This window comes from Ruminococcus sp. (genome assembly GCF_024691275.1).
GTDB lineage: Bacteria > Bacillota > Clostridia > Oscillospirales > Ruminococcaceae > Ruminococcus.
This window is the reverse complement of the sequence record NZ_JAILNU010000104.1, coordinates 17,950-38,796: the sequence shown is the minus strand read 5'-3', so window position 1 is coordinate 38,796 and position 20,847 is coordinate 17,950. Positions and strand designations below refer to the sequence as shown.

Sequence of the window (20,847 nt, the reverse complement as noted above, 5' to 3'; positions counted from 1 at the left end):
CCCAAAAACGGGAGCTTCCTCTTTATCAAGTGAGCCAATGTCAAACTGGTGATCTCAATAATTATTTATCAGACACCGAAAAGGAGCTGATCGTATGCCGGGAATGGATAATATTCCTCAGCTGTCATAGTCTCTGCCTGGTCTGCTGCTGCACGAAGCTTATCCATTGCAGGTATCATCTTGTCACGTACAAATTCAGACTGGTCAATGATAGCATCTATCTTCTTGAGGTCTGCAACTGTGCTCTCAAGTACTGTTGTTGCAGAATCCATTTCATCAATGAGAGCTGTAAGCTCTGAAACAAGCTTTGTCTCGTACTTGCAGGCAACCTCTGAAACACTCTTCTTTACTGCTACTGCTGATGCTGTATCTGCTGCAAACTTCGCAACAGCAGGGATTATCTCCTTACGTGCCATATCTATCATGGTAGCTGCTTCGATATTTACTGACTTAACATAGTTTTCAAGCATGATATCGCAGCGTGAATAGATCTCTGCCTCTGTGAAGATACCGTGTGATGTGAGCATATCTACGTTCTTCTTGTCGCATATCTTAGGCATACAGTCTGCTGTTGTCTTCAGGTTGGAAAGACCGCGCTTTTCTGCTTCCTCTATCCATGAATCATCATAACCGTTGCCGTTGAAGATGATGCGCTTGTGCTCCTTGATAGTGCGCTTGATAAGAGCGTGAAGGTCATCATTGAAGTTTGTTGACTTTTCAAGCTCGTCTGCGAACTGCTTGAGCACCTCTGCAACAGCTGCGTTGAGGTGAATGTTTGCGCATGAGATACTGTTGGAAGATCCAAGCATACGGAACTCGAACTTGTTGCCTGTGAATGCAAAAGGCGAAGTTCTGTTTCTGTCAGTAGTGTCCTTGCTGAACTGTGGAAGAACATCTACGCCAAGCTTCATCTTTTCCTTTGCTGTACCGCCGTATGGAGCATCATTCTCGATAGCTTCAAGGATAGCTGTCAGCTCATCACCGAGGAAGATAGAGATGATCGCTGGAGGAGCTTCGTTAGCACCAAGACGGTGATCGTTGCCTGCAGTCGCAACTGAAAGTCTGAGAAGATCCTGATAATCATCTACTGCCTTGATAACAGCTGCAAGGAAGAGAAGGAACTGTGCATTCTCATATGGTGTCTCACCGGGTGAGAGAAGGTTTACGCCTGTATCTGTGGAAATTGACCAGTTGTTGTGCTTACCTGAGCCGTTTACGCCTTCAAACGGCTTCTCGTGAAGCAGGCATACAAGACCGTGACGCTCTGCGACTTTCTTCATTACTTCCATTGTGAGCTGGTTGTGGTCAGCAGCAATATTTGTGGTCTTATAGATAGGTGCAAGCTCGTGCTGTGCAGGAGCAACTTCGTTATGCTTTGTCTTTGCAAGGATACCAAGCTTCCAGAGCTCCTTGTCAAGGTCTGCCATATATTCTGCAACTCTTGTCTTGATAGAGCCGAAGTAGTGATCTTCCATTTCCTGACCCTTCGGAGGCATAGCTCCGAACAGTGTACGGCCTGTCATTACGAGATCCTTACGCTTTTTGTACATCTCACGGTCTACAAGGAAGTATTCCTGCTCAGGTCCTACTGATGTGCGAACGCTTCTTACATTGTCATTGCCGAAAAGCTTGAGCACACGGATCGCCTGCTTGTTGAGTGCCTCCATTGAACGGAGAAGCGGTACCTTCTTATCAAGTGCTTCGCCTGTGTATGAGCAGAATGCTGTCGGGATATAAAGTGTGCCGTCCTTGATGAAGGCGTAGGAAGTAGGATCCCATGCCGTATAGCCTCTTGCCTCGAATGTTGCGCGAAGTCCGCCTGATGGGAACGATGATGCGTCAGGCTCACCCTTTACAAGCTCCTTGCCCGAGAACTCCATGATAACTCTGCCGTCGGGTGCAGGAGTGATGAAGCTGTCGTGCTTCTCGGCTGTTACACCTGTCATTGGCTGGAACCAGTGGGTATAATGAGTTGCACCCTTTTCGATTGCCCAATCCTTCATTGCTGCGGCTACAGCATTTGCTACGGATATATCAAGAGGTGTTCCTCTGTCGATTGTCCTCTTTAATGACTTGTATACCTTCTCTGAAAGAGTTGCCTTCATTATTCTTTCATCGAATACCATTGATCCAAAATACTCAGTTACCTTTTCCATTATAATTACCTCCATTATTTGTTTTCAAGCGAAGCTCTGATAAAGTCTGCAAAGAGCTTCTGCGGTTTATTCGGTCTGGATTTGAATTCAGGGTGGAACTGTACTCCCACGAACCACGGGTGGTCGGGAAGCTCCACTATTTCAACAAGCTTTTCATCAGGTGAAAGACCTGCTATTTTAAGTCCGTTCTCAGCAAGCACCTTGCGGTATGCATTGTTGAATTCGTAACGGTGGCGGTGACGCTCATAAATAAGCTCCTCGCCGTAAATGCTGCGGCACTTTGAATCCGCTGCAAGCTTGCAGGGATAAAGTCCGAGACGCATCGTGCCGCCTTTTTCGTGTATATTCTTCTGCTCCTCCATGATGTCGATGACGGGATGCGGTGTCTCGCCGAATTCTGCTGAATTCGCTCCTGTAAGTCCGCATACGTTACGTGCATATTCAATGACAGTCATCTGCATTCCGAGACATATGCCAAAGAAAGGCACTTTATTCTCACGGGCATACCGAATGGATTCTATCATTCCCTCAACTCCCCTGTGTCCGAAGCCGCCCGGGACGATGAGTCCATTGCAGTCCGCAAATATCTCCGCTGCATTTTCGCGTGTCACCGTTTCGGAATCTATCCACTTTATCTCAACAGCCGAATCATTAACGATTCCGCCGTGACGAAGCGCCTCAGCTACCGAAAGGTAAGCGTCATGAAGCTCCACATACTTTCCGACAAGTCCTATGGTCACGGTCTTGTTCGCATTTTCTGCGCGTCGAACCATCTCCGTCCACTCCTCAAGATCGGGAGTGCTATCCTTTATACCGAGGTGTCTGCATACAGAATGTGCAAGACCTTCGTTCTCGAGCCATATCGGAACTTCATACAATGACGGCGCCGTCAGGTTCTGTATAACATCTTCCTTGCGGATATTACAGAAGAGCGCTATCTTCTCAGCCATATCATCGGGGATCCGCTTTTCGGTGCGGCATACGATGATATCAGGCTGTATGCCTATTGAAAGAAGTTCCTTTGTGGAATGTTGTGTGGGCTTTGATTTGAGTTCCTCAGAACCTGCGATGTACGGTACAAGGGTAACGTGGATATAGCATACATTCTCGCGTCCCTGCTCAGTTCCTACCTGCCTGATAGCTTCGAGGAACGGTGTTGACTCGATATCGCCGACTGTTCCGCCTATCTCAGTAATTACGATATCGGCGTTCACATCTTTTGCAGCACTGTACACTCTGTCCTTGATCTCATTTGTAATGTGAGGTATGACCTGAACAGTTCCGCCGAGATAATCTCCGCGGCGTTCCTTTGTGATGACATTCCAGTATATCTTTCCTGTAGTTACATTGGAATGTACCGAAAGATTCTCGTCAACGAAACGCTCATAGTGTCCGAGGTCGAGATCGGTCTCAGCTCCGTCATCGGTAACGAAAACTTCTCCGTGCTGGAATGGCGACATGGTACCCGGATCCACATTGATATAAGGATCAAATTTCTGGATCGTGACCTTGTAGCCTCTCTGTTTGAGAAGTCTGCCCAATGAAGCAGCTGTGATTCCCTTGCCGAGTCCTGAAACAACTCCGCCTGTTACGAAAATGAACTTTGACATTTTTACTTATGCTCCTTGATATACATTTATGAGAAAGGCGATCTGCGGAGCTTGGGAGATTATATTGATATAGGTGTATTATATATAATTTTGCCCGCAGATGCCTTGGTCAGCTTATGATCTTTCCCACTCCTCAGAGTCATGGAGTGCGTTGTAACCTTCTTCTCCTGTACGTATCTTGATAACATTCTCTATGTCATAAATGAACATCTTTCCGTCGCCGTAGTTTCCTGTGTAAAGTGCGGACTTGGCAGCAGCTACTACCCTGTCAACAGGTACTGCACATACTGCGATCTCTGCCTTTACCTTCGGGAGGAGGTTCATTTCTACAGTAGTTCCACGGTAGTAGTTACGCTGTCCGTTCTGCATACCGCAGCCCATTACGTTCGTTACCGTGATTCCCTTTACATCTATAGCTTCCATAGCTTCTATGAAATCCTGTAATTTCTGCTGTTTGAATACAACAACAATGTTTGTCATTTTCGGTCTGCCGTCAGGCGATGGTGCTGAATAGTTCTTTACTTCAACTGCTTCGTCTACAGGTACCTTTTCAACGCTCTTAGCGTCGTCCTTTGTGTAGCCCTTCATTGAGATATCACTGAGTGCAGGTGCGAAATCTGCATAAGAGGAAATAAGTCCGTGCTCTGTTACGTCAAGACCGAGGATCTCTTCCTGCTCGGAAGCACGAAGTCCGATGGTCTTCTTTATTAATATGAATATGATCACCATGCTTACTGCTGTGAATGATGCGATAGCAACGAAACCTGTGAGCTGTCTGCCAAGGAGTCCGAAGCCGCCGCCGTAGAACAGTCCTGCAAGCTGATCGCCGTTCTGGTCAGCAAGTGAGTAACCAGGTACCTCTGGATTTGCAAAGAGACCAACTGCGATCGTTCCCCAGATACCGTTCATCATGTGAACTGCTACTGCACCAACCGGATCGTCGATGTGAAGCTTATAATCAAGGAACCATACGCCGAAGCATACAAGAAGTCCTGAAACAACACCTATGACTGTAGCACCAACGCAGTCTGTTACATCACATGGAGCTGTGATACCTACAAGACCTGCAAGTGATGCGTTAAGACACATTGAAACATCCGGCTTGCCGTATTTGATCCATGTGAATATCATACAAGTAACTGTTGCAATAGCCGGAGCAACTGTTGTTGTGAGGAATACTGAACCGAGCTGGTCTATTGAAGTACAAGCTGCACCGTTGAATCCGTACCAGCCGAACCAGAGGATAAAGCAGCCCAGAGCACCTATTGTAAGGTTATGACCGGGGATAGCGTTTACTTTGATCTCGCCTTTCTTGTTTTTCTGAAATTTGCCGATTCTTGGCCCCAGGATAGCTGCACCTACGAGTGCTGCGATACCGCCGACCATGTGAATGTGTGCTGAGCCTGCGAAATCGTGGAAGCCCCACTGGCTGAGCCAGCCGCCGCCCCAGCCCCAGTGTGCTTCGATCGGATAAACAACTGCACTGATTATAGCTGAGTATACACAATAAGAAAGGAATTTGGTTCTTTCAGCCATTGCTCCTGAAACAATTGTTGCTGTTGTTGCACAGAATACAAGGTTGAATACGAAGTTTGACCAGTCGAATGTGCCGTAAGATGTGAATATATCAAATCCAGGCTGTCCGATTATACCGACAAGGTCTTCACCGAAGAGGAGACCAAAACCTATAAGAATGAAAACTACTGTACCAATACAGAAGTCCATTAAGTTCTTCATAATGATATTGCCTGCATTCTTTGCACGGGTGAAGCCCGTCTCCACCATTGCGAAGCCTGCCTGCATAAAGAATACGAGCGCAGCGCCTATAAGGAACCATACTCCAAAGACGAGACCTTTTGTTTCGTCCATGGCCTGTTGTAAAATTGTCTGAGAGTCCATAGAAATACCTCCTTGATATTATACAGCATTAATATCAAAGGGGTGTACGATATACCGACACTTATCGGCACATCATACACCCCTTTGTGTATGGAATTAAGCGCTTAAAAAAGATAAAGCGCCGCAGATCCGTGATCCGCAGCGCCCTTGCTGTTTACAATGCCATTATAGCCCATTCCCAGCCGTTTGTCAATAGCTTTTTTCATCTTTGGCAGTATTTTATATTATTTTTTCGTAATTCAAGAAAAAATAATAGTACAATTTCACAAAATACTGCTTTTTGCCGATATACCTATTGACTTTTTCAGTTTGAAGTGATAAGATAAATACCAAGAACAATGACGTTTGTGCAGACTATCTGTCTGCCCGAACGTCTTTTTTTATTCTGCGATACAGATCAATGGCGCTCTGTATCGGAAAGGCAAGTGAATAATATGGACAATTTCAGAACAGAAGCTCCATACGAGCAGCAGGGACTTTACGATCCCCGTTTTGAACACGACAACTGCGGTATCGGTGCAGTTGTAAACATCAATGGCAAACAGTCAAGATATGTTGTTGAAAATGCTCTCAATATCATTGAGAAGCTCGAACACCGTGCAGGCAAAGATGCCGAAGGCAAAACAGGCGACGGTGTTGGAATACTTGTGCAGATGCCATATGATTTCTTTATAAGTGAAGCTAAAAAGCAGGGATATGACATCGGCAAAAACGGCGACTTCGGCGTTGGTATGTTCTTCTTCCCGCAGAGCAGACTCAAACGTGACCGTGCTAAAAAGCTTTTTGAAGTTATTCTTAAAAAGAACGGCATGGAACTCATTTTCTGGCGTACAGTTCCTACTGTACAGGATATCCTCGGTCAGAAGGCTCTCGACAGTATGCCTTGCATCATGCAGGCATTCGTAAAGCGTCCCGAAAAATGCCCCAAGGGTCTCGATTTCGACCGCAAGCTCTATATCGCAAGACGTGAATTCGAGCATTCGGACGAGAATACTTACGTTTGCTCACTTTCAAGCCGTACTATTGTATATAAGGGTATGTTCCTCGTTGACGAGCTGAGAAAATTCTACACCGACCTTCAGTGCGCTAACTTTACCTCAGCTATCGCTACTGTACATTCACGTTTTTCCACAAATACTAATCCAAGCTGGCAGAAGGCTCACCCAAACCGCTTTATCGTTCACAACGGCGAGATAAATACTATCACGGGCAATGCCGATAAAATGCTCGCCCGTGAGGAGACCATGACCTGCGAGGCTCTGAGGAACGATATGCACAAGATCCTCCCTGCTATCAATGTAAACGGCTCCGACTCCGCAAGACTGGACAATGCTCTTGAATTTATGGTAATGGCAGGTATGCCGCTCCCGCTGGCTGTTATGATAACGATCCCAGAGCCGTGGAAGAACGACAGAACCATTTCTAAGACAAAGTACGATTTCTACCAGTACTACGCTACTATGATGGAGCCTTGGGATGGTCCTGCTTCTATACTCTTCTCGGACGGCGACGTTATGGGTGCTGTACTCGACAGAAACGGTCTCCGTCCGTCAAGATACTGCATCACAAGCGACGGATACCTCATTCTCTCCTCAGAAACAGGCTGCATTGATATCGCGCCTGAAAAGATCATCAAAAAAGATCGTCTCCGCCCTGGAAAAATGCTCCTTGCAGACACAAAGCTGGGTCGTATCATAGAGGACGATGAGATAAAATCCACTTACGCTTCCCGTCAGCCTTACGGTGAATGGCTCGATGCGAACCTCATACGTCTTCACGAGCTCCATATCCCGAATAAGGGTGTACAGACATACAACAGCGACGAGCTTTCAAAGCTCCAGAAGACATTCGGCTATTCCTATGAGGACATCAGGAACAGTATTCTCCCTATGGCTGAAAAAGGCGCTGAGCCTATCGCTTCCATGGGCAGCGATATCCCGCTCCCGCCTCTGGACGAGCAGCAGCCGCCTCTGTTCAACTATTTCCGTCAGCTCTTTGCTCAGGTAACAAATCCGCCTTTTGATGCTATACGCGAGGAAATAGTAACAGATACGAGCGTATATATCGGCAAGGACGGCAATATCCTCGAAGAATGTCCCGAAAACTGCCGCGTTCTCAAGATCGAGAACCCAATACTCACTGAGACCGATATGCTCAAGATCAAGAGCATGAACGTTAAGGGGCTCAAGACTGCCGTTATCCCGATCACTTATTATATAGGTACTCCTCTCGACAAGGCTATCGAGAAGCTCTTCATAGAGACAGATAAGGCTTACCGCGACGGCGCTAATATCCTTATCCTCTCCGACCGCGACGTTGACGAGTTCCACTGCCCTATCCCGTCACTTCTTGCAGTTTCAGCCCTCCAGCAGCACCTCGTTTCCACTAAAAAACGCACCGCTGTTGCAATGATACTCGAAAGCGCTGAACCCCGTGAAGTCCACCATTTCGCAGCTCTCTTCGGCTACGGTGCCTGCGCTGTAAACCCGTATCTCGCTCATGAGACTATCCGCAGTCTCATCGAAGAGGGTACGCTCGACAAAGACTTCTACGCTGCTGAGGACGATTACAACAACGCTATCCTCCACGGCATCGTAAAGATAGCTTCAAAAATGGGTATATCTACGATCCAGTCCTATCAGGGCAGCAAGCTCTTTGAAGCTGTGGGCATATCAAAGGAACTGATAGACAAGTATTTCTCAGGCACTGTAAGCCGTATCGGCGGTATCGGTCTTGCCGATATCAGTCACCGTACAGAAGCGCTCCACACTGCTGCATATGATCCGCTGGGTCTCCACGTTGGCAGCGATATCAAAAGCGCAGGCAGCCACAAGCTCCGCAGCGGCAAGTCGGAACACCTCTATACTCCCGAAACTATCCACCTTCTTCAGCAGGCTGCATGGAACGGCGATTATGAGACCTACAAGAAGTATTCCGATTGCATCACCCGCGAGGACAACGAAATAACACTGAGAAGTCTCCTCGATTTCAAATTCGACGAAAGCAATGCTATCTCAATTGATGAAGTTGAACCCGTTGAGAGCATCTGTAAGCGATTCAAGACTGGCGCGATGTCTTACGGTTCGATCTCTCAGGAAGCTCACGAGTGCATGGCTGTCGCTATGAACAGCATCGGCGGAAGATCCAACAGCGGTGAGGGCGGTGAAAGCCCTGAGCGCTTAAAGTCCAACCGCTGCTCAGCTATCAAGCAGGTCGCTTCGGGTCGTTTCGGCGTAACAAGTGAATACCTCGTTTCAGCTAACGAGATACAGATAAAAATGGCTCAGGGCGCAAAGCCGGGCGAAGGCGGTCATCTCCCGTCAGGTAAGGTCTACCCGTGGATCGCTAAAACAAGACACTCTACCGCAGGCGTTGGCCTTATCTCACCACCTCCTCACCACGATATCTACTCTATCGAAGACCTTGCACAGCTCATATATGACCTTAAAAATGCCAACGATAAGGCTCGCATCTCCGTAAAGCTCGTTTCCGAAGCCGGTGTGGGAACTGTTGCAGCAGGCGTTGCTAAAGCAGGCGCACAGGTAATACTTATTTCAGGATATGACGGCGGTACAGGTGCTGCTCCTAAAAGCTCGATCTACAATGCAGGCCTCCCTTGGGAGCTCGGTCTTGCAGAGGCACATCAGACACTTATGATGAACGGTCTCCGCTCCCGTGTACGCATCGAGACAGACGGAAAGCTCATGACAGGACGTGACGTTCTTGTAGCAGCTCTCTTAGGCGCTGAGGAATTCGGCTTCGCAACTGCTCCGCTGGTAACTATGGGCTGCGTTATGATGAGAGTCTGCAACCTCGATACCTGCCCTATGGGTATCGCAACACAGAACCCCGAACTGAGAAAGCGCTTCCGCGGCAAGCCTGAGTATATCGTGAACTTCATGCACTTCGTTGCACAGGAGCTCCGCGAATATATGGCTAAGCTCGGTATCCGCACAGTTGATGAACTTATCGGACGCACAGACCTGCTCTGTACTAAAAAGACTGCTTCCGAAAAGAATATCGACTTCTCAAATATCCTCACAGAACAGATCCCGAACGAGAAACAGCACTTCGATCAGGCTGATATTTTCGATTTTGAACTTGACAAGACTGTGGATAAGCGTGTTATAATGAAGAAGCTGGGAAGTGCTCTCAAAAACGGTACTCCTAAAACAGTTTCCATTGATGTTATAAATACCGATCGCTCCTTAGGTACACTCTTCGGAGCTGAGATCACTCGTATCCACGGCGAGAACGTGCTCGCTGATGACACTTATACCGTAAAATGCAGCGGTAGCGGCGGACAGTCCTTCGGTGCTTTCATTCCAAAGGGTCTTACTCTTGAGCTCTGCGGCGACAGCAACGACTACTTCGGAAAGGGTCTTTCGGGCGGAAAGCTCATCCTCTTCCCTCCAAAGGGCTCGGGCTTTAAGGCTGATGAGAATATCATCGTCGGCAACGTTGCTCTCTACGGAGCTACATCAGGCAAGGCTTTCATAAACGGCATCGCAGGCGAACGCTTCTGCGTAAGAAACTCCGGTGCTGTTGCTGTATGCGAAGGCGTGGGCGACCACGGCTGTGAGTATATGACCGGCGGCAGAGTCGTTATCCTCGGCCCTACAGGTAAGAACTTTGCAGCAGGTATGTCAGGCGGTATCGCTTACGTTCTCGATGAAAAACATGATCTCTATACCCGTCTGAACAAGGCTCTCGTCTCACTTGAAACTGTCAGCGGCGAAGGTGATATCACTGAACTGAAAAATATCATCGAAGAACACGCTGCTGCTACAGGCTCGGAAAAAGCTAAGCAGATACTCGCAGACTATGAGCACTATCTGCCTTGCTTCAAAAAAGTCATACCTTATGACTATGCAAAGATCCAGTCTACAGTCGCTGACCTCATGAAAACAGGCATCAACAGCGAACAGGCTGAAATAGAAGCATTTGAACTCATCAGAAAGGAGGCGTGAGCAATGGGAAAAGCAACAGGATTTCTCGAATATCAAAGGGTAGACAGCTCCGCCAAAGAACCTTTAGAGCGTATAAAGGATTACAACGAATTTCATGTTCCGCTCTCGGACGATGACCGTCAGGAACAGGCTGCAAGATGTATGGACTGCGGCGTCCCATTCTGTCAGAACGGCAAAATGCTCTGCGGAATGATCTCGGGCTGTCCGCTGAACAACCTCATTCCCGAATGGAATGAGCTGCTGTATCACGGTCAGAAGGAGCAGGCGCTAAAGCGTCTGCTCATGACCAATAATTTCCCCGAGTTCACTTCAAGAGTCTGCCCCGCACTCTGCGAAAAAGCTTGCATCTGCGGTGTCCATGATTCACCCGTAACCGTAAAGGAGAACGAAAACTCCATCATCGAATTCGGCTTTGAAAACGGCCTTATGCAGCCCGATGTGCCTGCTGTAAGAAGCGGCAAAAAAGTTGCTGTCATCGGTTCGGGTCCTTCAGGTCTTGCAGCTGCCGACACTCTTAACAAGAGAGGTCACAGCGTTACAGTATTCGAGCGCTCCGACAGAGTCGGCGGTCTTCTTATGTACGGCATTCCAAACATGAAGCTGGAAAAACACTTCATCGAACGCCGCAAGAGCCTCATGGAGGCTGAGGGCGTTGTATTTGAGGTAAACGCTGACATCGGAAAGGATATTCCCGCAAATGATATCCTCGACAGCTATGATGCTGTTATTCTTGCCTGCGGCTCGTCAAATCCCCGTGATATAAAGGCTGAGGGCCGCAGCTCCGAGGGTATATACTTCGCTGTGGACTTCCTAAAAGCTACCACAAAGAGTCTCCTTGATTCGGGTCTTAGCGATGGTAAATTCATCTCTGCAAAAAACAAGAACGTTGTTATAATCGGCGGCGGCGATACAGGTAATGACTGCGTGGGCACTGCTGTAAGACAGGGCTGCAAGTCGGTGATCCAGCTCGAAATGATGCCTAAACTCCCCGACGAAAGAGCCGAGAACAACCCGTTCCCGCAGTACCCGAGAGTTTGCAAGACCGATTACGGTCAGGAAGAAGCTATTGCAGTATTCGGCCATGACCCGAGAATTTACTGCACTACGGTAAAAGAGTTCATACCTGACGAAAAAGGCGCTCTTTCCGCTATAAAGACCGTAAAACTCGAATTTGTCAATGACGCTGCAACCGGCAGAAAGGTTCCCCGTGAGATCGCGGGAAGCGAGGAGACTATCCCCTGCGAGCTCTGCCTCATAGCAGCAGGATTTCTTGGCTGTCAGAGCTACATCGCCGAAGCATTCGGTGTCGAACTCGATCAGCGCACCAATGTTAAGACCGAATCCAATAAGCACTCCACCAGCATTGAAAAAGTATTCACCGCAGGAGATATGCACATCGGTCAGTCACTTGTAGTTCGTGCTATTCGTGAAGGACGCGATGCTGCTTCCGAAGTTGATGAATACCTCATGGGTTATACAAACTTAGGATAACGGAGGGTAAAATGATATATTCAGAAAATGAGATATTACAGTATATTGATGAAAACGACGTTAAATTCGTTAAGCTTACATTCTGCGACCTGAATGGAAGATTGAAAAATATCTCCATTCTTTCTTCTGAACTTGCTGCGACTTTTGAACGCGGCGCAAGGATAACTGCCAAAAAGATCCCCGGATTTGAGGCGGCCGGCGGAAAGGATCTCTTCCTCTTCCCCGATGTAAATACTATGACCGTTCTGCCGTGGAGACCACAGCAGGGCAGAGTTATCAGAATGTTCTGCTATATCCGTTATGCGGACGGCTCTCCTTTTGAAGGCGACGGAAGATACTTCCTCAAAACCGCTATGAAGGCTGCTATCTCAGCAGGCTACTGCTTCCGCTTCGGTACCTCATGCGAATTCACTCTCTTCAAGAAGGACGAAAACGGGATCCCTACCAAAAAGCCCCATGATTATGCCGGATACTGTGATATCGCTCCTGACGACAAGGGCGAGAATATACGCCGCGACGTTTGCCTTACCCTTGAACAAATGGGTATCCACCCCGTTTCTTCACGTCATGAGAGCGGCTGCGGTCAGCATGAGATCGACTTCAACGCTTCATCTGCACTGAAAGCCGCAGATACTTTTCTGAGTTTCAAGTCAGCTGTAAAATCTGTTGCCGAAACTCACGGTGTTCACGCAAGCTTCATGCCAAAGCCGCTCCGCAATGACTGCGGCAACGGTATGCACATAAGCTTCAATATCTTCCCCGACAACGACCTCATGGAAGAAAAAACACCCGACAGCTATGATGTGCTGAAAAGCGCAGCAGCAGGTATTATGCATCATATCCGTGAATTTACTCTATTTACCAACTCCACTGTAAATTCATACGCAAGATTCGGAGAGTTTTCAGCTCCCCGTGAGATAATTTGGGCTAAGGACGAAGGTTCACAGCTCATAAGAATGGCCGCTGACGATACTGACTCACCTGTTGAGCTCAGAGCAGCGGACTGTATATGCGATCCTTATTTCGTTTTCGGACTTATGATATATGCAGCTCTCGACGGTATATCCGCTAAGCTGGAACTGCCTGCCGAAAACAGCGGCGCTGAATGTCTGCCTGCAACGCTTGAAGAAGCTTGCAGCTGTACACAGGATTCGGACTTCATCAAGAAGTATATCCCTGAGAATATCCTGAGCATTATCCTTAAATCAGCCCGCGAAGAATGGCGCGAATACTCTAACGCTTATGATAAGGACGCATTCGAGGAAAAGAAATATTTTTACAGTCTTTGACGGAGGTAAGCTTTGGAAAACGTTCTTGTAATTTCAAGCAATAAAAGCGCCTCTGAAGCTCTTGTAAATTTTCTTCGTGATTCGTTCAGGTGTACTCCAAAGCTTGTAGAATCGGCATATCAGGCAAAGACCTACCTCGACAGCAACCCGTCTGTTGAGCTGACCGTTATCAATTCGCCTCTTATGGACGAGTCGGGCTTTGAACTGGCTGAGTATATCATTGAAAAAACTGCTGCTAACTGTATCTTTATGATAAAGGACGAGCAAGCCGAAAAAATCAATGACAAAGCTGAAAAAATCGGCATCATCGTCATCGGAAAGCCCTTCAGCAGGACACTGCTGTATCAGCTCGTTAAAACTATAGATGTCGCCGTTAACCGTTCACTCAAGCTTTACAGCGAGAATCTGCGGCTCGAACAGAAAATAACTGAGATACAGAACATTGATAAGGCTAAATTCATGCTCATGCAGTACAAAGGCATGACCGAGGAGGAAGCTCATTCTTACCTTGAACAGTACGCCATGAACAAGCGAAAAAAGAAAAGTATTGCCGCTCTCGCTATCATTGATAAGCTTAGCGAGCAGTACCTGTAAACAGAGGTGTAACAATGTTTGACAGCATACACGAGGAGTGCGGAGTTTTCGGTATCTATGAAAATACGACTTCAAACGTAGCTGCATCAGTCTATTTCGGACTTTATGCACTCCAGCACCGCGGTCAGGAAAGCTGCGGTATTACCGTCTGTGACGACGGTATCTTCAGACACAAGCGTTCCGACGGACTTGTTTCGGAAGTATTCACTAAAGAAGAACTCGATAAACTGGGCTGCGGAAATATGGCTGTGGGCCACGTCCGCTATTCTACAACAGGCGGTCACAACCACAACAATATCCAGCCTCTCGTTATTCGCCATATCAAGGGCAATATGGCTCTTGTACACAACGGCAACCTTGTGAACGCTTCCGAGCTTCGCCGCTCATTTGAAATGGCTGGCGCTATATTCCACGGAACATCGGATACCGAGGCTATCGCTTATGAGATAGTACGCGAACGCCTTACAAGCAGCTCCACCGAGGAAGCTGTAGAACGTACTATGCCGCGCCTTCGCGGTGCATACTCATGTATACTCATGACTGCGACAAAACTCATCGCATTCCGCGATCCCGACGGCTTCCGTCCGCTCTGCATAGGCAAGACCCACGACGGCGCTTATGTCCTCGCATCGGAATCCTGCGCTCTTGAAACTATCGGCGCGGAATTCGTCCGCGATGTTGACGCAGGTGAGATAGTCGTTATCGGCAAAGACGGTCTGCGCTCTATCAGAACCAATTGCAGAGAAGACAAAAAAATATGTATATTCGAGTATATCTACTTCGCACGTCCCGATTCGGTCATTGACGGCGTTTCCGTACACCACGCAAGGCTCTGTGCAGGAAGGCTCCTTGCTCAGCACAGTCCCGTTGATGCGGATATCGTTATCGGTGTTCCCGATTCGGGTCTCGATGCGGCTCTCGGATATGCAAACGAAAGCGGTATCCCTTACGGTATCGGATTTATCAAGAATAAATACATCGGCAGAAGCTTTATCCAGCCCGAACAGCATCAGCGCGAAAACGCTGTTAAGATCAAGCTCAATGCTGTGCGCGAAACCGTTGCGGGCAAACGCGTCATCATGATAGACGATTCTATCGTCCGCGGAACGACCAGCGCAAGAATAGTCAGGCTGCTGCGTGAGGCAGGTGCTAAGGAAGTCCATGTGCGCATATCATCTCCGCCTTTCCTGCATTCATGCTATTTCGGTACGGATATCGACTCGGAAGAAAATCTCATCGCAGGCAAGTGCAGCTCAACTGAGGAGATCGCAAAGTATATCGGCGCTGACAGCCTCGCTTATCTGCCGCTTGATTCTCTCAGCGAGCTTGTGGGCAATAAGTTCGGCTATTGCAGCGGCTGCTTCACAGGTAACTATCCTGTGGATATTTCGGGAGCCGGCTGCAAGAATAAGTTCGACGAGAAAATTCATAAGTGAACATATTATTTATGGAAAATACCATTTTTAAGTGGACTGACTCTCATAATGAAGATTTCAGACGCTTTTACCTTATCACCGAGCAGTATTACAACAGCCTCGTGGGCGGCTCGGGAAACAGAAAGGGCTTCGTACCTTATAATTTATCAGACAGCATCAGCGATGTACTTATCGCTTATATAAACGGCTCGGCAGTCGGCTGCGCAGGACTGAAAAAATATTCCGCGGCTGATGCCGAGATCAAGCGCGTATGGGTAGATCCCCAATGGCGCGGAAACCACATAGCCTCTGTCATGATGGATATGGCGGAAGAAAAAGCTTTCCGCCAGGGCTTTGACAGGACTATTCTTCAGACAAGGAATATCATGACAGCTGCGGTCAGTCTCTATGTGAACCGCGGCTATCACCTGATAAGCAATTATCCGCCCTACGACAAGCTCGAAGGCGCGGTGTGCTACGCAAAAGAACTCTGATATGAGTTCTTAAAAGTCCATGCATCAATGGCGCTGCATGAACTTGAAATCACCAGTTATTCGGAGGAACAGAAAATGTGTACTATAATGGCGTACTGCGGAAAGACCGACAGTACTGAAATGGTCGCAGTGGGACTTCAGACTACAATCTCACGCGGCCCTGACGATCAGAAGATAATAAAACTTGCAGACGGTGTTCTCGGATTCCAGAGACTTTCCATAATGGGTCTGACACCAGAGGGTATGCAGCCCTTTGAACTGGGCGGAAATTACGTTGTCTGCAATGGTGAGATATATGGCTTCAAAAAGCTCCGTGACCAGCTTATCGCTAAGGGCTACAGCTTCAAAAGTGACAGCGACTGCGAGATACTCCTGCCCATGTATAAGGAATTCGGCACGGATATGTTCGCTAAGCTCGATGCGGAATACGCCTGCGTTATCTACGACGCAGCAAGTCATGACTTCATCGCTGCCCGTGACCCTATCGGCATACGTCCCCTTTACTACGGCAAGTCCGATAATGGCAATATGGTATTCGCAAGCGAGCCTAAAAATCTCGTAAAACTGTGCAAAAAAATTATGCCTTTCCCTCCGGGACACTACTATAAAGACGGCGAATTCCACTGCTACTGCGATATCACTGCCGTTAAAGAAGTACTTCACGATGATATCGACACAGTATGCAAAAATATCCATGACAAGCTCGTTGCAGGCGTTGAAAAGAGACTCGCTGCCGATGCAAAAGTCGGTTTCCTGCTCTCGGGCGGACTTGATTCATCTCTTGTCTGCGCTATCTCTCAGCAGAAAAGCAGCAAGCCTATCCGCACCTTTGCTATCGGTATGAACACCGACGCTATCGACCTTAAATACGCTAAACAGGTCGCTGATTTTATCGGAAGTGAGCATACCGAGGTAATCATTACAAAGGACGATGTTATCAACGCCCTCGATGACGTTATAAAGCTCCTGGGTACATTCGATATCACAACTATCCGCGCAAGTATGGGTATGTACCTGCTCTGCAAGGCTATCCACGAACAGACAGACATTCGCGTTCTCCTCACAGGTGAGATCTCAGACGAGCTGTTCGGCTATAAGTACACGGATTTCGCTCCGTCAGCCGAGGCTTTCCAGCAGGAATCCGTCAAGCGCGTCCATGAGCTGCATATGTATGATGTGCTCCGCGCTGACCGCTGTATCTCTGTAAACTCTCTGGAAGCAAGAGTTCCTTTCGGCGACCTCGACTTCGTAAAATATGTCATGGCTGTTGACCCTGAAATGAAACTCAACAAGTACAACAAGGGCAAGTATCTCCTGCGCCATGCCTTTGAGGGCGATTATCTCCCACATGATATCCTTTACCGTGAAAAAGCTGCATTCTCCGATGCTGTGGGTCACTCCATGGTGGACTACCTCAAGGAGTACGCTGAGAGCTGCTATTCCGATGAGGAATTCGAGCTTAAATGCACAAACTACTCTCACGCAAAGCCTTTCACAAAGGAATCACTGCTGTATCGTGAGATATTCGAGAAGTACTACAAGAACAACAGCGAAATGATCGTTGATTTCTGGATGCCTAACAAGAACTGGGAAGGCTGCAACGTCAACGACCCGTCCGCAAGAGTTCTTTCCAACTACGGCGAGAGCGGTAAATAAATTTATCCCCCTGCTGCGAACTGCACTTTCAGTTCACAGCAGGGGGTTCGTATTTATATCGGTTTTATACCCTTTTTTCTTTTGCGGCATTTCCGAAAATGCCCTATATCCCTTTACCGCACACAGGTGCTCACCTTCACCAGACTCTGAACGGCATCATATATCTTATGTGCTACATACGGATCATTCATCGTATAAAGATGTATGCCGTCAACTCCCTCGGCAATAAGATCCGTAATCTGGTCGATCGCATAGGCTATTCCTGCATCACGCAGTGCTGTCTCATTGTGCTCATATCTCTCAAGTACACGTATGAACTTCTTTGGCAGCTCTACGCCGCAAAGCTTCACCATGCGCTCTATCTGACGCTTATTCGTTACAGGCATGATACCTGCCTCGATAGGGATATCTATTCCTGCAATGCGAGCCTTTTCTTGAAAGTCACAGAAATACTTGTTGTCAAGGAAAAGCTGCGTTATAAGGTGATCCGCACCACATTCCACTTTGTACCTCAGCCATTTCAGGTCATCAACAGCACTGCTGCTCTCAGGGTGTATCTCAGGATAGCAGGCTGCGAGGATATTGAAGTCGTAATTCTCCTTTATAAAGGAGATAAGGTCGCTGGCATGGCTGAAATCTCCGCAAGTAGGCGCATCGGTCGTTCTGTCGCCGCGAAGAGCGAGTATGTTCTCTATGCCGTGCTCCTGCATACTGTCAAGTATCTCTGCTGCCTGTTCCTTCCTTAGACCTATGCAGGGCATATGCGCAACGCTCTCCACGCCGTATCTGCTCTTTATATCAGATGCTATCTGAATGGTCTTGCTGCCATTGCTGCCGCCGCCTGCTCCGTATGTAACACTGATAAAATCAGGACATATATCGGACAGCTCCTCAAGAGTATAATATATCACGCTCTCGTCAGCGTCAGGCTTCGGAGGAAATACCTCCAGCGAGAACACAGTTCTGTTATCAAATAATTCAGCAGTTTTCATTTCTTGCCTCTTTCGCAGCGTTCACGAGATTTTTAAGGCTCGGAACTGTTTCAGCATTTCCTCTTGTTTTAAGTCCGCAGTCAGGATTGATCCAGAGCTTCTCAGCAGGGATACGCTCCCTCATCTTGCTGACAGCTGCCTTGATCTCTTCCTTGGACGGAACTCTTGGTGAATGGATATCGTATACTCCCGGCCCTACCTCTGTACGGAAGTTGTTTTCCTTCAGTACATCAAGTATCGTAAGATCTGATCTTGATGCCTCAAATGTGATGACATCAGCGTCCATATCGTCGATATCTCTTATGATATCAGCAAATTCGCTGTAGCACATATGTGTATGTATCTGTGTTTCCGGCTTTACACCGCTGTGAACATATCTGAATGCAGGGATAGCCCAGTCAAGATAGTCCTCTCTCCAGTCAGACTTGCGGAGCGGAAGCTTTTCGCGCAGTGCAGCTTCATCTACCTGAATGATGCTTATGCCGTTTGCTTCAAGGTCAAGTACCTCTTCACGTATAGCAAGTGCTATCTGTAAAGCGCTCTCCTTGAGAGATATATCCTCTCTCGGGAATGACCAGTTGAGTATTGTTACAGGCCCTGTGAGCATACCCTTCATAGGCTTCTTTGTAAGGCTCTGAGCGTATACCGACCATCTTACTGTCATCGGCTTTGCTCTGGAAATATCGCCCCATACTACAGGCGGCTTTACACAGCGTGTACCATATGACTGCACCCACGCTTTTTCTGTAAAGAGATATCCGTCAAGACACTCGCCAAAGTACTCTACCATGTCGTTTCTCTCAAATTCACCGTGAACGAGCACATCAAGTCCGATCTCTTCCTGAAGTGCTAAACAATCAGCTATCTTCTTCTCAATGAATGATTCGTAATCACTGTCGGACATCTCGCCCTTTCTGTGTGCATTACGCGCTGATTTTATCTCGGCTGTCTGCGGGAATGATCCGATAGTAGTTGTCGGGAACAGTGGAAGCTCAAATCTCGCTTTCTGTATCTTCTCACGCTCAGCAAACTCAGGAAGTCTTACGAAATCCTTTTCTGTAAGTGCTGCGACCTTGTTTCTTACTTCTTCGTTCCCGCCTGATCTCGGCTCGCTGTGAAGAGCTGCATTTCTGCGGTATTCCTCAGTTTCTGTCGGACACTCGGCATCTGCTATCTTCTTTATCTCAGCAAGCTCTGTAAGCTTCTCCTCTGCGTATGCAAAATGCTTCTTGTACTTTTCATCAAGCTTTGTTTCGTTTGCAAGAGTGCATGGAACGTGAAGAAGTGAGCAGGAAGTATTCAGAACAATGTCAGCTGTATGCTTTTTCAGCTCTGTTATTACAAGAAGTGTGGAAGCATAGTTGTTGCGCCAGATATTCTTGCCGTTGACAACTCCCGCAAATAATGTCTTGTTCTTCGGGAAGCCGTTCTTCTGAACAAGCTCAAGCGACTTCTTGCCCTCGACAAAGTCAAGTCCTATACCATCAAAGTCAAGTCCGCAAAGCTCTTTGTAGCAGTCGCGCACATCTCCGAAATATGTCTGAACAAGTACCTTTACTGCACCCTTGTTCGGCAGTATCTTCTCGTAAAGCGATACGAACAGCTTTATATCCTCAGCTGTCATATCCTTGACAAGGGAAGGCTCGTCAAACTGTATCCACTCTGCTCCCAGACCTGCAAATCTTGCAAGGAGCTCGGAATAAGCTGCTGCTGTCTGCTCAGCAAAGTCCTCAGCCTTTTTGCTGCCCTTGTATCTTGCCAGCTTCAGGAATGTGTAAGCTCCTATTACAACCGGCTTTGTCTTTACGCCGTTTTCAAGCGCTTCACCGAAAAGACTGAACGGCTTATTGCCAACAAGCTTTATCTCTGTGCTGTCGTCGATCTCAGGCACCATGTAGTGATAGTTGGTGTTGTACCATTTCTTCATAGCAAATGCCTTGACATCGCCCTTTTCACCCTGATAGCCTCTTGCTGCCGCAAAATATGTATCAAGTGTTGAAAGTCCCAGAGATGTGTATCTCTCAGGAACAGCATTCAGTAGGAAAGCTGTATCAAGTACACCGTCATAGAACGAGAAATCATTGGACGGTATATAATCAAGTCCGCTTTTTTTCTGTAATGACAAATTGTAAGAACGTATCTCTTTTGCTTTTTTTTCAAGTTCATCAACTGTTATTTCTCCGCGGAAATACTTTTCACTTGCAAATTTAAGTTCACGAAGTCCGCCGATCCTTGGGTATCCGATAATTGATGTGTTCATTGCCTATTCCTCCGATATGTT

At 47.5% G+C, this 20,847-nt stretch carries 12 protein-coding genes; 7 read left to right on the top strand and 5 right to left on the bottom strand.

The window, feature by feature from the left end; translation table 11 throughout:
* Positions 1 to 68: 68 nt before the first annotated feature.
* From K6G33_RS12800 to K6G33_RS12790, 3 genes are all read right to left on the bottom strand, one after another.
* A complete protein-coding gene (locus K6G33_RS12800; RefSeq protein ID WP_296780159.1) occupies positions 69 to 2,156 on the bottom strand; it encodes a glutamine synthetase III in 2,088 nt (695 codons plus the stop codon).
* Positions 2,157 to 2,170: 14 nt separating this feature from the next.
* Positions 2,171 to 3,766 (bottom strand): CTP synthase, encoded by a 1,596-nt coding sequence (locus K6G33_RS12795; protein WP_296780157.1) that lies wholly within the window; start codon positions 3,764 to 3,766, stop codon positions 2,171 to 2,173.
* A 114-nt stretch (positions 3,767 to 3,880) separates the two neighbouring features.
* On the bottom strand, positions 3,881 to 5,665 hold the full coding sequence (locus K6G33_RS12790; protein WP_296780155.1) for an ammonium transporter: 1,785 nt from the start codon (positions 5,663 to 5,665) through the stop codon (positions 3,881 to 3,883).
* Between the two features lie 434 nt (positions 5,666 to 6,099).
* Between K6G33_RS12790 and gltB the strand changes: the two genes are divergently transcribed.
* From gltB to asnB, 7 genes are all read left to right on the top strand, one after another.
* Positions 6,100 to 10,635 (top strand): glutamate synthase large subunit, encoded by a 4,536-nt coding sequence (gltB, locus tag K6G33_RS12785; RefSeq protein ID WP_296780152.1) that lies wholly within the window; start codon positions 6,100 to 6,102, stop codon positions 10,633 to 10,635.
* 3 nt (positions 10,636 to 10,638) lie between these two features.
* Complete coding sequence (locus K6G33_RS12780; RefSeq protein WP_296780150.1) at positions 10,639 to 12,126, top strand: glutamate synthase subunit beta; 1,488 nt, start codon at positions 10,639 to 10,641, stop codon at positions 12,124 to 12,126.
* Between the two features lie 11 nt (positions 12,127 to 12,137).
* Entirely contained in the window at positions 12,138 to 13,415 is a 1,278-nt protein-coding gene (locus tag K6G33_RS12775) for a glutamine synthetase family protein (protein WP_296780148.1), read from the top strand.
* 12 nt (positions 13,416 to 13,427) lie between these two features.
* On the top strand, positions 13,428 to 14,009 hold the full coding sequence (locus K6G33_RS12770; protein WP_173449203.1) for an ANTAR domain-containing response regulator: 582 nt from the start codon (positions 13,428 to 13,430) through the stop codon (positions 14,007 to 14,009).
* 14 nt (positions 14,010 to 14,023) lie between these two features.
* Positions 14,024 to 15,445: an amidophosphoribosyltransferase gene (purF, locus tag K6G33_RS12765; protein ID WP_173449202.1), complete on the top strand. Its 1,422-nt coding sequence runs from the start codon at positions 14,024 to 14,026 to the stop codon at positions 15,443 to 15,445.
* 11 nt (positions 15,446 to 15,456) lie between these two features.
* Complete coding sequence (locus tag K6G33_RS12760) at positions 15,457 to 15,918, top strand: GNAT family N-acetyltransferase (RefSeq protein ID WP_296780143.1); 462 nt, start codon at positions 15,457 to 15,459, stop codon at positions 15,916 to 15,918.
* A 75-nt stretch (positions 15,919 to 15,993) separates the two neighbouring features.
* Complete coding sequence (asnB, locus tag K6G33_RS12755; RefSeq protein WP_296780141.1) at positions 15,994 to 17,574, top strand: asparagine synthase B; 1,581 nt, start codon at positions 15,994 to 15,996, stop codon at positions 17,572 to 17,574.
* Positions 17,575 to 17,687: 113 nt separating this feature from the next.
* Here asnB and metF read toward each other — a convergent pair whose 3' ends face one another.
* Positions 17,688 to 18,566, bottom strand: a complete 879-nt coding sequence (metF, locus tag K6G33_RS12750) for a methylenetetrahydrofolate reductase [NAD(P)H] (protein ID WP_296780138.1) — start codon at positions 18,564 to 18,566, stop codon at positions 17,688 to 17,690.
* Complete coding sequence (gene metE / locus K6G33_RS12745; protein WP_296780135.1) at positions 18,553 to 20,826, bottom strand: 5-methyltetrahydropteroyltriglutamate--homocysteine S-methyltransferase; 2,274 nt, start codon at positions 20,824 to 20,826, stop codon at positions 18,553 to 18,555. The genes metF and metE overlap by 14 nt, the downstream gene beginning before the upstream one ends.
* Between the last annotated feature and the right edge of the window lie 21 nt (positions 20,827 to 20,847).

Bases quoted from the DNA above. Each gene is read 5' to 3' on its own strand.
- asnB (WP_296780141.1), top strand. From the start codon at position 15,994: ATGTGTACTATAATGGCGTACTGCGGAAAGACCGACAGTACTGAAATG.
- K6G33_RS12790 (WP_296780155.1), bottom strand. From the start codon at position 5,665: ATGGACTCTCAGACAATTTTACAACAGGCCATGGACGAAACAAAAGGT.
- gltB (WP_296780152.1), top strand. From the start codon at position 6,100: ATGGACAATTTCAGAACAGAAGCTCCATACGAGCAGCAGGGACTTTAC.
- K6G33_RS12760 (WP_296780143.1), top strand. From the start codon at position 15,457: ATGGAAAATACCATTTTTAAGTGGACTGACTCTCATAATGAAGATTTC.
- purF (WP_173449202.1), top strand. From the start codon at position 14,024: ATGTTTGACAGCATACACGAGGAGTGCGGAGTTTTCGGTATCTATGAA.
- metE (WP_296780135.1), bottom strand. From the start codon at position 20,826: ATGAACACATCAATTATCGGATACCCAAGGATCGGCGGACTTCGTGAA.
- K6G33_RS12780 (WP_296780150.1), top strand. From the start codon at position 10,639: ATGGGAAAAGCAACAGGATTTCTCGAATATCAAAGGGTAGACAGCTCC.
- K6G33_RS12800 (WP_296780159.1), bottom strand. From the start codon at position 2,156: ATGGAAAAGGTAACTGAGTATTTTGGATCAATGGTATTCGATGAAAGA.
- K6G33_RS12775 (WP_296780148.1), top strand. From the start codon at position 12,138: ATGATATATTCAGAAAATGAGATATTACAGTATATTGATGAAAACGAC.
- K6G33_RS12795 (WP_296780157.1), bottom strand. From the start codon at position 3,766: ATGTCAAAGTTCATTTTCGTAACAGGCGGAGTTGTTTCAGGACTCGGC.
- metF (WP_296780138.1), bottom strand. From the start codon at position 18,566: ATGAAAACTGCTGAATTATTTGATAACAGAACTGTGTTCTCGCTGGAG.